A 14284-nucleotide genomic window follows, 5' to 3' on the forward strand; every position below is an offset into this window, starting at 1 on the left:
ACAACCAAAAAATAAATATACTCATTTAACCGCCATTGAAAGAGAAAAGTTATCCTTTCCTGCAAGATATTTACTGAAAAATAAACTCTTAAAAGGCGATATTCTTGATTTTGGTTGTGGTTATGGTAAAGATGTCGAAATTTTGCAATCTCAAGGTTATAAAATAGAAGGATATGACCCTTATTATTTTTGCACATATCCTCAACAAAAATTTGATACTATTTGCTGTTTTTATGTTCTGAATGTACTTTTTAGCGAGTCACAAGAATCAGTAATTATGGCAATATCCCAACTATTAAAACCAACAGGAAAGGCTTATTTTGCCGTAAGAAGAGATTTAAAAAGTGAAGGATTTAGAAAACATTATATTCATAAAAAATTAACTTATCAATGCTTAGTAACATTACCTTTTAAATCTATTTACTTAGATGAATTTTGCGAAATTTATGAGTATAAACATTATAATCAACAAAAAAATAATACTAATCGCTGTATCTTCTGTAATCCTTATCAAAAATTAACTTTATTAACAGAATCTAGTTTAGCTTATAGTATTTTAGCAGGTTATCCCCCCAGTCAAGGTCATAGTTTAATTATTCCCAAAATTCACGAAGAAAATTATTTTAATTTATCCTTTTTTCTTCAGAGTCACTGTTGGCAAATGGTAAACGAGGTACAAAAAATTATTACTAAAAAATATAAACCAGATGGTTTTAATATCGGTTTTAATATTAATCAAGCTGGAGGGCAAAAAGTTAAACATACTCATATTCATTTAATTCCCCGTTATCAAGGAGATAATCACGGAAAAAAACATGGTATTAGATATGTAATACAAAAGTAGATGATCACTTATAAATAACTTCCCTCGTCCTTTAAATAGATATTTGTTGACACTCCTGTAATTGATTTTTGCTTTTTTCTAATAATGCTTCTTCAATCAAAAAATCAAGTTTTCCAATATTAGAATCTTCCTCAATTGGCATAATATCCAATCACCATAACCAGCGTTTGCCAAAACAATACCAGGACGTAACTTTAATTGTGACAAATCCGAAAAAGGAAAAGGAATAAGTATTACTGATCCAACTGTAGGTGTGACCATGCCTCATCCTCCTCTGGGTTTAACCAATCTTTAGCTAAAGCTGATTCACTAAGTAAAGCAGTGTCTGAAATCTCGTTGAGGGGTTTTTCTTCAAGTATAGTGACAATGGCACGTCTTGAACTAGAAAGTTTAACGGTTTCTAGTAAGTGAATTTTACCATTTTCATCGATGATAGCTTCTATGGTTTGTAACATAATTTCCTCCTTTTTAATTCTAGTCTGAGTCTAATTCTCTGCCCATGCGATAATTAATATCATAGTTAATAATAAAGTCTAATTCCTCCTCACTAAAACCATAATGTTGGGCTAATACTTTCTAAAAAAAGCCTATTCTATAATCACCTACTCTAATACGATAGGCATTATCATCGCCTTTAATTTTCTTAATATTATCTATAGTTGTAAGATTTTCATAGTTGGGGATTTCTGTCATTACTAAGGTTTTTATTTTTTGGTAAATAGGATTACTTTTTAGCTTTTTTAAGTCTTTAATAAAACTAGGCAAATATTCAGTTTTCATTCTTTTTCTAATTCTGCTAATGCTGATTCTAAACTTAATGGTTTTTCATCTTTAGTTGCTAACATGGCTTGATATAAACCTTCATCTTCTAACATTTCTAATAAGTGTTGATAGTCATTAAAGTCTAAAATTACTTTACGGATATTACCATCTATATCAGTAATTAATTCTTGGGCAAATGGATAATTTTTAGTATTCATATTTTTTCTTTAATTTTACTTATAAGTTTATTATTTATTTTAATCTGAGTCTAATTCTTTGCCCATGCGATACTTAATATCATAGTTAATGATAAAGTCTAATTCCTCCTCACTAAAGCCATAATGTTTGGCTAATACTTTATCTATTTCATCTATTAAATTTTTAACTTTACTAGAACGATATTGTTCATAAGTCATTTTACCTTCTCTTATTTCTTTAGTTGCTTTTAATCCATCTAAATAGGAATTTGATATAGTTGCCAATTTATCAACAACTAAACATTTTTTAAAATTGAAAAAAAAGTTATTCAAATCAAATAAAGTTAAATGACGACAATCGGAATATTTACGCCATAACCAATAAAAAATAGTAGAGTTAATAATACCAGAAAAAACTAACTGATGTTCTTTATTGGAGACAAATTTTTCTTTGTATTCATTCGACATTTGACTTTGATCAAAACATCTTAACCAATAGCCTCCAGTACCACCACTTATGGCTAAAATATAGTTTTTTGAGCTAGAAAAATAAGAACCTAAAGTTTTATTTTCGTTTACTATTTTATCTAAAATACTTAACTCTAAATAATTATTGAATTTTCCCCATATATTTGGTTTTATTTGTTGATTTTCAATAAATATATAACTTTGTGTATCAAATAAATTATTTCTTTCATCACTTGTCCAATGTTTAAAACCTGCCGAATAAAAATTTAATTGATTTGATTTATTCGATTTTTCAATTAAACATATAGATAAAATTTGATGAACACCTAAAAATAAGCAACTTGGACGATCACCAAAACTTGAATAATAAATATTTTTTGCGTTATTTTCTAAAGTTTTTCTCAATATATCCATTCTTTGAGAAGCCCCTAAAGAGACTGGAATAATCATGCCAAATCTTCCATTTAAACAAGTAATGTCTAGTGTTTTTTGCATTATAAAAGCATATAAATTTCCACATTTTTCAGTTTCATAACCTTTAATTTCATAATCTTTTTTTACCTTGCTATATTCCACATAGGGAGGATTGCCGATAATGACATCAAAACCGCCGTTATTAATAATGGAATAAAACTCCGTAAACCAATGAAAAGGTTGATGAGAAGTTAACCATTTTTCATAGTCTTTTTTCTTCTTAATATCAACACCATATTCTTTAGCTAAATAATTATTTAATTCCTCATTTAAACTAGCTAAATTTTCCTTTAACTTTGCTTTTATTTCGGTAAAATTAGCCCCATCAGTTTGAGTTTGAATACTTCTAAAGGTTTGATAAACCTCGCTTACTGCTTTAGCTTTAGCGTTTATCACTCCCATATCATCATATAAGTCTAGTTTACCTTGTCGATCGCCCTTAACTGCTTTTTCCACTTCTTCATAGTTAGCGAAACCGACTAAACTATTGCCACTACGAATGTTAAAATCAATATCAGGTAATGGCTCAATCCCATAATTTTGAGCGTTAGGATTAGGGGTAATTTGAGAAGCTAATTTAAGGAATAATCGCAGTTTACAAACTTCCGTTGCCTCCTCCATAATATCCACACCATAAAGGTTATTGAGGATGATATTTTTGAGGATAAAATATTTATTATTAATGTGACTTCTAACGTTAGCTAAAATACCTTGAAATTCTTTAATATATTTCTTCTCTTTAGCATCTAATTTTAAGGACTTTTCTTCGTCAATAAAAGTCTGCATTCTTTCTAAACAAGCATCATAAAGAGGATAAAGAATGTTTAAAGCGGAAAATAAAAATGCACCACTGCCACAAGTCGGATCTAAAATAGACATAGTGGCTAATTTTTCAGAGAAAATCTTGAGAGTTAAAGGCGAATTAATAGCAGAAATGGCATCTTGGGCAAATTGTCTAATATTAAGATTGTAGGTAATTAAATCATTAATAGAGGTAATTTCACCATTAATTAATTTTTCCTTAATTTCAAAATAACGCTTTCTTCTAGCAATAAATTCTCGCCAAATTTCTGTGGGTAAAGCATAATTGTCATCGGCAGTTTGATTCCAATTTTCTCTCTGAGCAACATCATTTATTCCTTTAGCAATATCATCAGGTAAGGCAAAATTTACACCTTTTTTCACTGCATCATAAATATATCGCTCGAAATTGTCTGATAATAAATAAAAGCCTAAATATTGATCAATTTCATCAGAGGGGTAATAACTTAATAATTCTTGTTTTACGCTATCGAATAAATAGGGAATAATGCAGTTTTTGCTAATATATTCGGTGATGTCTTCTTTGGTATAATATGCTCCCATTTGCTTCTGGTTGATATATTTCTCGAAGATGTAACCTAAAACATCGGGGTTAATTTCGTTATCAGATTTTAAGGGTCTGTCATCCAAATACCAGTTATACTGATCAAAGAAAGTAAATATTTTCTCGAAAGCTTCGTCTTTAATGTAAATTTTAGGATACTTATTTTCCAGGGGATGAATTTCAAATAATCCACCGTTTAAATAGGGTACTTTACCTAATAATTGATCTAATTCTGAGGTGCGATTTTGACTACCTAAACCATCGTGAAATAATCTTAATAAAAAGTAGCGATAGAAAGAATAAAAATTAAGCTCAGATACCCCTGTTTCCTCCTTAGAAAAGGGGACTTTTTTTATTTCATTTAGTTTATTTTTAAGATAATTTAGATCATTATTAAGAAAGCCTTTTTTCTGGATAAAATAGACAAACATTAAGCGATTAAGCATTAAATATGCGTACCATTCTTTATCAAAATCAACGGTTATCCCTTCAATAAAACTTAAGAATTGACTATGTTCTTTCTTAAATTTATCATAAAATTTCTTGGTAACTTTATCAACATCAAAGGCTTGTCGAGTGCGCGATCTTACTTCGGTTAAATTCAGTTTTTCTTCTTCATCTAAGTCAATATAAATAGTATCTAAGATCTGTAATAAAGCCTCTTTTTTATGGGTAGAATATTCAACTGTGCGATTTGCTAAAGGTTGATTAGTTTCTTTTTTACCCATTGCCATTTTTGATTTTTGTCTAGTTGAAAAGCATAAATAATGAAGTGTTCATAGGAATATTTACTAATTTCTTTATCAATTTTTTTAAGAGTAGCCGAAAGGGGAATTGATTGATTTTCTAATAAGCAAAGAAAGACATTAAAACCTCGTTTATCGGCAATGGGTGTTAGGCTGAATATTTGCTCATCAACAGTGATATATTTTTCGCTATCATCTTCGGGGTAATCCCACCCTAATTCTTCGATAAAAAGAGATTCAAAATCAGTTCGATCAAGATATTTAGTAATGTTTTGACGGTTAATTTTCATAATTAATTTTTGTTATAGAATATCTCGAAAAATAGATTTATTGAGATAATTAGGAAAAACAAACTTTGCGTCTTTGCGAGAAAAATAATAATTGATTAAACTAGAAAATGCTGTTTTATTTAGTAAATTGAGATGATAGTTAACGGAAAACCTTATCGCACAATTTGGTTACATCCTGATAATAATAGTATAATTCAAGTTATCGATCAACGTCACCTACCTCATAAATTTATTATTGAAGATTTAACAACTTTAGAGGAAGTTTGCACTGCCATTAAAGAAATGCACATTCGTGGTGCAGGTGTCATCGGAGCTTGTGCAGGTTATGGGATGTACATCGCCAGTTTAGAAGGAAAAAAAAATCAAGTAAGTAATATTCAAGAATTTTTACAGTTAGCAGGAAAAAAATTAAAAGCCACCCGTCCAACGGCGGTAAATTTAGAATGGGCTATTAATCGCCAACTTGCAAAAATTACCACTTTAAAGGATGATATAAATTCTATAGTGGAAAATAGTGCCAAAATTGCCCATATTATTGCGGAAGAAGATGTAGATTTTTGTCAAAATATTGGTAAACATGGGGTTAAATTGATTGAAGAAATTAGTCAACGGAAACAAGGAGAAACGGTGAATATTCTGACTCATTGTAACGCTGGTTGGTTAGGTTGCGTGGATAATGGCACTGCTACTTCTCCTATTTACGAAGCCCATGGAAAAGGTATTAAAGTTCATGTATGGGTAGATGAAACTCGTCCTCGAAATCAAGGCTCAACTCTTACGGCATGGGAGTTAGGGCAACAAGGAGTTAATCATACTATCATCCCTGATAACGCTGGAGGACATTTGATGCAACATGGTTTAGTGGACATTGTCATTACCGGTAGCGATCGCACGACATATACGGGGGATGTTGCCAATAAAATTGGTACATATTTAAAAGCAGTGGCAGCAAAAGATAATAACGTGCCTTTTTACGTTGCCTTGACTTATTCAGCTTTTGACTGGGAAATTACCGATGGGGTAAAAGAAATACCTATTGAAGAAAGAGACCCAAGGGAAGTTAAATATATAAAAGGATTGCATGATGGAGAAATAAAAGAAGTACTCGTAACACCGAAAAATAGTCATGCGGCTAACTATGGTTTTGATGTGACTCCAGCAAGACTGATTACGGGGTTAATCACAGAAAGGGGAATTTGTGAAGCTTCTTCAGAAGGGGTTTTTAGTTTATATCCTGAAAAAAATAAATAAGCTAGTTTGCATCTAAAAGGGAATACTTATTACTTATTACTTACTACCATGTTGTTAACTGTCTTTGATGTAAAATTAATTCATATACAGCAACGGTTTGTTCTGCTAATTTTGACCATTGAAAACGTTTACTTAAATCATCATAGGCATTATTAACGAGTAATTGTGCATAATCTGGATTTTTTAACATTTCTAAAATTCCCCAAGCTAAAGAATCAGGGTTATTCGTTTGTGTAACTAAACCTGTTTGTCCATGTCTTACTACTTCTGGAAGTCCTCCAGTATCAGAAACAACTACTGGCACACGAGAAGCAAAACTTTCTAAAGCGACAATGCCAAAAGGTTCGTATAAACTGGGGAAAACTGCACAGTCTGCCACCGTCTGAAAGAGATTGAGATCTTCATCGGACATAAATCCAGTAAAATAACATCGATCCCATATTTCTAAATGATGAGCTAAGTCTTTGATATAATTAGTATTACCTCCGCCGATAATCACAAATTTAACTTTTCGCTCTAAGGCTTGTATTATTTTGGGGGCTGCATTTAATAAAATATGAATCCCCTTTTCGTAAGTCATTCTACCGACATAGTAGATAATTTTTTCATCATCCCCAGCAAATTTACGCCTAAATTCCTCACAATTAAAATTTGGCGATCGCCGTTTTTTTTCTGGGCGAATACCGTTATAAACTACATCGATTTTATCCCAAGGGCAACCTAAAGCTCGATTAATTTCATGACGCATATATTTACTACAAACAATAACTCGCCATGATTCATAAACTAAAATGCCTTCTTTATGGGCAATATAAGCGTGGGTTTCGTTGTGAATGCCGTTATGTCGGCCATATTCAGTGGCATGAATAGTGGCAATAAGGGGAATTTTAAAACGATGCTTGAGGGAAATTGCACTATCAGCAACTAACCAATCATGGGCATGAATTATATCAAAAGTGCCAATATTATGGATTAAATTTTCTGCTGTTATCCTCATGACATCATTCATGTTATTAATCCATTCAAAAAAGTTGTCATTAGGAGGAATAGAAATGCGATAAATTTTAATACCTTCCACAATTTCAAATTTAGGTGTATTACTAAATTCAAGGGTGATTAAATGTACATCATGACCTAATTGGACAATTTCAGGATATAATTCTGCTACATGACGTGCGATACCCCCTATGATTCTTGGTGGAAACTCCCATGATAGCACCAGTATTTTCACTTTCCTTATTCCTATTATTCCCTAAACAATTTACTACTAATTAATTATTAGTTATTGATGAATAATAATCAATTTTTATTTTTTTAGTGACTTATGTTGGAAAATTGGCTATCTGTTTTAGAAAATTATCGTTTAATTGGGGTAATTCGCTGTAATAGTGTGGAGATGGGGCTAAAAATGGCTTCAGCTTTGGCTCAAGGTGGTGTTAAACTAATTGAAATTACATGGAATAGCTCACAACCAGCAAAATTAATTACTCTTTTAAGGGAAAAATTACCCCATTGTTATATTGGTACTGGTACAATTATTAATCATCAGGATTTAGTTACGGCCATTGATAGTGGAAGCCAATTTTGTTTTAGCCCTCATTTTGACTCCCATTTAGTAGAATTGGCTCACCATCGGAATATCCCTTTCATTCCGGGTGCTTTATCTCCATTAGAAATCATTAACGCTTTTAATGGTGGTGCAAAAACCGTAAAAGTTTTTCCCATTCAGGCTGTAGGTGGTGCAAAATATATCAAAAGTGTGCGATCACCACTTAATCATATTCCTTTAATTCCTACGGGGGGAGTTACAATACAATCGGCGCAAGATTATATCAAAGCTGGTGCTATCGCCGTGGGATTGTCAACAGATTTATTTCCTAAAAATTTATTAATAGAAGAAAAATGGGATAAAATTTCTGCTAGAGTAAATCAAATTCAAAAACTATTAATAATTAAGAATGAGGAATTAGGAACGAGAAATGAAGAATTAGGAATAAGAAATGAAGAATTAGAAAATATTTAAGTATGAACTATTAAGTATTAATTATTCATTATCATTATTAAGTATTAACCATTAAGTATTAATTATCAATTTATTTATTTGTGAGGAAAATAAAATGACTGCGAATATATCTTTAAACACAATCACATTAACGAATAATCGTCATGCTGAGTCAGTATTAGCAAATAGAGCTTTAAAAAAAGAACAAATAGAACAAAAAAAAGCTAATGTTGAAAAAACTATTGAAACCAGCTTAAAAATATTTGTTAACGTAGGAATATCTATGTTAGCTATTTTTAGTCTGAAACAACTTTTACCTTACCACTTAGCACAGCAGGAAAAATTAGCAGAAATTGACGCAGAAATAGCAAAAATTAAACCAAGAGTTGAAAGACTACAAGAAGATTTTGGCAGTACTTTTGATCCTAAATTGACTCGTAAAGTCATGGGAAAAAATACTTATAAAGTTGATCCTAACTTAAGTCCTGTCTTTTTTATCGAGACAAAATAAACGATAAGGAATGAGTCTGAAGGAGTGACGAGACAAGATGCCCGTTTCACAAGGAATGAGGAATATTCGACTGCCTTGAAATAAATTTCAAAGTTAAAAATAACCGTTCAATAAATTAAACTGAATATAAGATAGAGTTAATAGCTTATTTGAATGAGCGTTTGTTGTTAGCTCTAAAATTCATTTTACAGTCGGTTTTGAATTAATGTAGAATCACTAAGTATTATTTATTGTTTATTATTTATTACTTTTATACAGTGCACACTCAAAAGGTTGCACACCAATTTCGGGAGGTAACTCTTCCGGAGGGCTAAAAATTCGGCTGAAGGCTTCCGTTAAATATTTAGTCATATCTTCGAGCATTTTGATAATATTCATAACTCAATTTCTCCTGATGTTCGATATTTGCAAGGATTCAACGAGAGTCAATATCAATTAAGTTTTGATATTTAAGTTTCTAGTTATTTCCCTATTTTGATTATCTACTAAACAATCATGAATTAAAGCAAATCTTAATGTTTTTTATTGATTGTTAGCATTGCTTAATAATTAAGTTTTCATCAAAAATAATTAATTTAGCCTTGATCCCTTATTGTTTAAGTAATAAGTAACAAATATATTTTATTAATAATCACCACAAAAAGCAATTCTATGATCGCAAAAATAGCCGTTATCGGTGCAGGAATGGCAGGTTTAACCGTAGCGAAAAAATTGACAAAGAAAGGTTTATCTGTAGATGTTTTTGATAAAGGTAGAGCCGTTGGTGGTAGAATGTCGAGCAGAAGAACTGAATGGGGTTATCTTGATCATGGGGTGCAATATTTTACCGTTAAAAATCCTCTTTTTCAAAATTTCATAGCACAAAATGAAGAATTTGTCAAGGCATGGGCAGGAAAATTTGGACGTTGGCAGGGAACAAATGTAATTACTATTGAGCCTGAAAATCCACGATATGTGCCAACTATAGCCATGAATAATTTATGTAAAAAGATGGCAACAGGTTTAAATGTAAAGTTACAAACTCGGATTATTTCCTTAAAAAAAAGCCAAAAATGGACATTAATTGACGAGAATGAGCAACTATATTCAGATTATGATTTTATAATTATTACAGCACCTCCTCTACAAACTATCGATTTATTAGGCAATCATAGTTTTATCAGTGAATCTATTAGGGATTTAAAAATGTTTGCTTGTTATAGTTTAATGTTAATACCTGAAAATAAACTAGATTTGCCTTTTGATGGTATTGAATTTCAACATCCGATACTGGGTTGGATTTGTGTTAATGATAGTAAACCTTTACGAGGAGAAAAAGGGAGTATCATTATTCAATCTAATTTTACTTGGGCTGAGGAAAATTTAGCAACAACAAGAGATGACATCGGAGAAATGTTAAAAAATGCAACCTCAGAGGTTTTAAAGATTAAGTTTTATCATCATCTTTATGAGTCTGTACATTTATGGCGTTATGCTATACCTCAGCAAATCAATGATCAAGGTTATTATTTAGATAAGTCTAATAATATTGGTGTTTGCGGTGATTGGTGTTTAAATGGCGAAGTGGAATCTGCTTTTTTAAGTGGTTATTGGTTAGCTAACAAAATTTATGAGTAAAAGTGTCAAAATTCGGTTTTAAGTTGGTTAAACTAAAATCAATTTGAGATTAAATTATTTCTTTGATTTTGGCATTTTCTAGCACCTCTTTTAATTGCGTGATGACAATAGGTTTACTAAGATAATCATTCATACCTATATTTAAGCATAGTTGTCGATCTTCTTCTAAGGCGTTAGCGGTTAAAGCAATGATATAAGGTTGTGGCGTTGAGGATTGACGAATAATTTTTGTTGCCGTAATTCCATCCATTTGAGGCATTTGCATATCCATTAAAATCACATCATAAAATTGTTTTTCTAACCTTTCTAAAACTTCTAAACCGTTATTAACAATATCCGCAGTATAATTAAGACTGGTGAGTAAATATTGGATAACTTTTTGATTCAATGGATAGTCTTCGGCTACCAAGATTTTCAGAGGAGATTTTTCGGGGATAGTTTTGGGAGAATATGTTGTAAGAGAATTTTTAGATATTTTATAAGTTAATTCATAATTAGCCACTGCTTTGGTTATAAAGGTAAAATGAAAAATTGAACCTTTTTTGTCATTGTAGTCATCATCGTCATCATCATCATCATCGTCATATATACTAGGAAACCAATTTTTAGGAGGATTACCACCGATATTTCCATTACTTTCTACCCAAATTGTTCCCCCCATTAATGTAACTAAATTCATACAAATAACCAACCCTAAACCAGTACCTCCATATTTACGAGTAATAGAGGCGTCTGCTTGAATAAAAGATTGAAATAATTTTGAGAGATGATGTTTCTCGATACCAATACCGTTATCTTTAACAGAAATTCTAATTTCGTATTTTTCTTGACTTATTATTTTACTGGTAACAAAAATCAAAACTTCTCCTTGATGAGTAAATTTTATGGCATTTCCCACTAGGTTAAATAAAATTTGTTGTAAACGAGTGCGATCGCCTAAAATATAGTTAGGAACATCAGGATTAAGATAATAAGTAAGGCTAATTTCTTTTTCTAAAGCCTTTGAGTGAAAAAGATTACATACCGCCTTCATTAGATCAGTTAAAGCCAAAGGATATTCTTCCAATTGCAACATCCCTGACTCAATTTTAGAAAAATCTAAGATGTCGTTAATAACAACTAAAAGAGTTTCTCCGCCATCGAGAATTGTTTGTACAATATTTTGTTGTTGGGATGTTAAACTTGTCTTTAAAAGTAACTGAGACATACTCAAGACAGCATTCATTGGAGTACGAATTTCATGACTCATTTTAGCGAGAAATTCACTTTTAGCTTTAGTGGCTGCTTCTGCCATTTCTTTCGCTTTTACTAAGGCTTTTTCTGCTATTTTTTGTTTTTCTATCGCTTCTTCTGCAACTTTTTTTGCTTTCAAAATTTCATCTTCATATTGAATCCGTTGATGAATCGGAATAAAGATACAATGATTGAATATTTTATCTTTTTTTTCTAGCCTCATGGCATTAATCAACATAGGTATATCTTTACCTTGTTTTGATCTTAATGAAAAATAAATTTCTTCTGCTTTACCGTGAAGTTTTAGCAGTGGGAAAAAATATGTTTGATAAAAAATACGACTGGCAATAGGTAATATTAGTTCAAATTTTTGTTGGTGTAATTCTGCTAATGAATATCCTAATAACTTTAACAATGTATTGTTAATCATGGCAATTAATCCTTCATCTGTAAATGAAAGAAAACCACAAGGTGCATTATTTAGTAATTCGTTGATCTTCTCAATCATGAGGGAATAGATAGATAATAGGTTATGAGTTATGGGTAATAGATAGATAATAACCAATAGGTAATAGGTTTTGTTAATTCCTCATTCCTCATTCTAAATTTTTCGGGTAATGGGTAATGGGTAATAGGCTAAATTCCTCATTTCTCATTCCTCATTCTAAATTTCTTAAGTATTGCTGAATTAAACTAATAGTTTCTTGGGGATGACTCATGTGAGGACAATGACCAGTAGCTTTCATGATTTTTAGCGTATTTTGATAAAGATGATCATGAAGATAATATCCTACCTCTATAGGTGCGATGGCATCATCACTACATTGTAATGTTAAAGAAGGAATAGTCACTTTTGGTAAGTCACTACGATTATCTGAATAAAAAGTAGCTTTAGCGAAACAATTAGCAATTACTGGATCTGTAGAACAAAAACTGGTTGTAAGTTCTTGTATTAACTCTGGTTGATTCTCATTTTGTACTATCATCGGAGCTAAAAAACTAGCCCAACCAATATAGTTTTTCTCCATTATATCAAGTAACGACTCTACATCTGATCTTTCAAATCCACCGATATAATTATTAGATTTATCATTTATGTAACAAGGTGAAGGGCAAACTAAAATTAATTGTTCAAATAAATCAGGATATTGAATAGAAGCTAACATTCCGATAACACTACTAACAGAATGTCCAGCAAAAATTATTTTTTGTAATGCTAAAGAATCACATATTTCTAAAATATCTTGGGCATAACCGCTAAGATTACTATAACGCTCAATACTATAAGCACTTAAATCTGATTTTCCTGAACCTACATAATCAAAAAGAATTACTTTATATTCTGATTCAAAAGCTGGTGTGACAAAACGCCACATATTTTGATCACAGCCAAAACCATGAGCGAATAAGATCGGTTTTTGACCTTGCCCCAAAATCTTAACATTATTTCGTACTAAAATATTCTGACTATTCATTGCTTAAGTTATTTTAATTTTGTCTAAATTGTCGATAACTTCTAATACCAACTTAAGTTATTTTAATTTTGTCTAAATTGTCGATAACTTTTAATACCAAGTTTGAATTTATCTAAAGACTTTATTGGTAGGGCTTTGTTTATAGCATTCATCATCTAAACTTGTTTCATTTTTTGAATAATTTTCATTGTCTCTATACTAACAGTTGTTACGACCATTAATAAGTCAATAACTTTCTGATAAAAGTCATTATAAAAAGATATTCTTGGAAATTCTCTTTTTAAGTTTAACTCATATTTTTCTCTATATTTAGGGTTATTTAAAACTCCATAAACGTAATAAAATATATCTTCTTTATTGATTTCTTTTCCCTCTTTTAGCAAAGGGCTTAAGCCCTTTCTTATATCATTATAATATTGCTTAAATTTCTTTAATCCCCAATCTGTTATATTATCTTGGCGATCACCATTTTGATTATAAGTATATAAAGATATACATTGAGTTTTTTCAAGAATATCTAAAGACAATATTTGCTTTGTAACTAAAACAGAAAATACTTTAGAAAAACTTGTCCTGGAAAAGGCTATTATTAAATTATCTTCAGTTAAATTAGTACCAAATCAATCATAATGATTAGAAGTTAATCTATTTAAAATTAACTCATAAAATATAATTTTTATTACCTATTACTCATTACTCATCTTTTATCCCTGACTCATGCCCATAATTTCATAACCAGCATCAACATAGATAATTTGTCCTGTAATACCACTTGATAAATCGCTAGATAAAAAAGCAGCCGTATTGCCTACTTCTATTTGTGTTACGGTACGGCGTAAAGGTGCAACGGCTTCTACATGATGAATCATGTCTAAAATACCACCAACGGCGGAAGATGCTAAAGTACGAATAGGACCAGCCGATATAGCATTTACTCTTACATTTTGACTACCTAATTCTGAAGCTAAATAACGCACACTCATTTCTAACGCCGATTTAGCAATACCCATGACGTTATAGTTAGGAATGACTTTGACACCTCCTAGAT

14 protein-coding genes and 2 pseudogenes are annotated in these 14284 nt (G+C 31.0%); 5 read left to right on the forward strand and 11 right to left on the reverse strand.

Going from position 1 to position 14284, the window contains the following annotated elements:
• Window positions 1–844, forward strand: an 844-nt coding sequence (locus FWJ34_RS12750; protein WP_308255702.1) for a bifunctional class I SAM-dependent methyltransferase/HIT family protein, incomplete at its 5' end; no start/stop codon positions are given.
• 233 nt (window positions 845–1077) lie between these two features.
• On the opposite strand, the gene FWJ34_RS12755 is transcribed toward FWJ34_RS12750, so the two are convergent.
• From FWJ34_RS12755 to FWJ34_RS12775, 5 genes and pseudogenes are all read right to left on the reverse strand, one after another.
• Window positions 1078–1299 carry a hypothetical protein gene (locus tag FWJ34_RS12755; protein ID WP_308255703.1) on the reverse strand — a complete coding sequence of 74 codons (222 nt, stop codon included), beginning with the start codon at window positions 1297–1299 and terminating at the stop codon, window positions 1078–1080.
• Window positions 1300–1423: 124 nt separating this feature from the next.
• Window positions 1424–1624, reverse strand: a pseudogene (locus FWJ34_RS12760) (type II toxin-antitoxin system RelE/ParE family toxin); the annotation flags it as partial.
• Window positions 1621–1824: a hypothetical protein gene (locus tag FWJ34_RS12765; RefSeq protein WP_308255704.1), complete on the reverse strand. Its 204-nt coding sequence runs from the start codon at window positions 1822–1824 to the stop codon at window positions 1621–1623. The gene FWJ34_RS12765 and the pseudogene FWJ34_RS12760, both read right to left, overlap by 4 nt.
• 39 nt (window positions 1825–1863) lie before the next feature.
• A complete protein-coding gene (locus FWJ34_RS12770; RefSeq protein WP_308255706.1) occupies window positions 1864–4839 on the reverse strand; it encodes an Eco57I restriction-modification methylase domain-containing protein in 2976 nt (991 codons plus the stop codon).
• The gene (locus tag FWJ34_RS12775; RefSeq protein WP_308255707.1) at window positions 4809–5147 is read right to left on the reverse strand and encodes a hypothetical protein; all 339 of its coding nucleotides are present in this window, start codon (window positions 5145–5147) and stop codon (window positions 4809–4811) included. The genes FWJ34_RS12770 and FWJ34_RS12775 overlap by 31 nt, the downstream gene beginning before the upstream one ends.
• 132 nt (window positions 5148–5279) lie before the next feature.
• Between FWJ34_RS12775 and mtnA the strand changes: the two genes are divergently transcribed.
• The gene (gene mtnA, locus FWJ34_RS12780; protein ID WP_308255708.1) at window positions 5280–6398 is read left to right on the forward strand and encodes an S-methyl-5-thioribose-1-phosphate isomerase; all 1119 of its coding nucleotides are present in this window, start codon (window positions 5280–5282) and stop codon (window positions 6396–6398) included.
• A 43-nt stretch (window positions 6399–6441) separates the two neighbouring features.
• Here the strand turns inward: mtnA and FWJ34_RS12785 are convergent, their stop codons facing one another.
• Window positions 6442–7629: a glycosyltransferase family 4 protein gene (locus FWJ34_RS12785; protein WP_308255709.1), complete on the reverse strand. Its 1188-nt coding sequence runs from the start codon at window positions 7627–7629 to the stop codon at window positions 6442–6444.
• Between the two features lie 93 nt (window positions 7630–7722).
• Here FWJ34_RS12785 and FWJ34_RS12790 point away from each other — a divergent pair, with 93 nt between their 5' ends.
• Window positions 7723–8421, forward strand: coding sequence for a bifunctional 4-hydroxy-2-oxoglutarate aldolase/2-dehydro-3-deoxy-phosphogluconate aldolase (locus FWJ34_RS12790; protein ID WP_308255710.1), 699 nt, complete (start codon window positions 7723–7725; stop codon window positions 8419–8421).
• A 94-nt stretch (window positions 8422–8515) separates the two neighbouring features.
• Window positions 8516–8911 carry a hypothetical protein gene (locus FWJ34_RS12795; RefSeq protein ID WP_308255711.1) on the forward strand — a complete coding sequence of 132 codons (396 nt, stop codon included), beginning with the start codon at window positions 8516–8518 and terminating at the stop codon, window positions 8909–8911.
• Window positions 8912–9148: 237 nt separating this feature from the next.
• Here the strand turns inward: FWJ34_RS12795 and FWJ34_RS12800 are convergent, their stop codons facing one another.
• The gene (locus tag FWJ34_RS12800) at window positions 9149–9289 is read right to left on the reverse strand and encodes a hypothetical protein (RefSeq protein ID WP_308255712.1); all 141 of its coding nucleotides are present in this window, start codon (window positions 9287–9289) and stop codon (window positions 9149–9151) included.
• 273 nt (window positions 9290–9562) lie between these two features.
• On the opposite strand from FWJ34_RS12800, the gene FWJ34_RS12805 reads away from it, so the two are divergent.
• A complete protein-coding gene (locus FWJ34_RS12805; RefSeq protein ID WP_308255713.1) occupies window positions 9563–10528 on the forward strand; it encodes an FAD-dependent oxidoreductase in 966 nt (321 codons plus the stop codon).
• A 49-nt stretch (window positions 10529–10577) separates the two neighbouring features.
• Here FWJ34_RS12805 and FWJ34_RS12810 read toward each other — a convergent pair whose 3' ends face one another.
• The 4 genes and pseudogenes from FWJ34_RS12810 to FWJ34_RS12825 all read right to left on the reverse strand — a co-directional run.
• Complete coding sequence (locus FWJ34_RS12810; protein WP_308255714.1) at window positions 10578–12269, reverse strand: response regulator; 1692 nt, start codon at window positions 12267–12269, stop codon at window positions 10578–10580.
• A gap of 151 nt (window positions 12270–12420) precedes the next feature.
• Window positions 12421–13236 carry an alpha/beta hydrolase gene (locus tag FWJ34_RS12815; protein ID WP_308255715.1) on the reverse strand — a complete coding sequence of 272 codons (816 nt, stop codon included), beginning with the start codon at window positions 13234–13236 and terminating at the stop codon, window positions 12421–12423.
• A 155-nt stretch (window positions 13237–13391) separates the two neighbouring features.
• Window positions 13392–13832, reverse strand: a pseudogene (locus FWJ34_RS12820) (type ISP restriction/modification enzyme); the annotation flags it as partial.
• A gap of 108 nt (window positions 13833–13940) precedes the next feature.
• On the reverse strand, window positions 13941–14284 hold a 344-nt coding region (locus FWJ34_RS12825; RefSeq protein ID WP_308255716.1), incomplete at its 5' end, for an SDR family oxidoreductase.

Origin of the sequence: Geminocystis sp. GBBB08, from assembly GCF_016743215.1 — a bacterium.
In the GTDB taxonomy this organism is placed as follows: Bacteria; Cyanobacteriota; Cyanobacteriia; order Cyanobacteriales; family Cyanobacteriaceae; genus Geminocystis.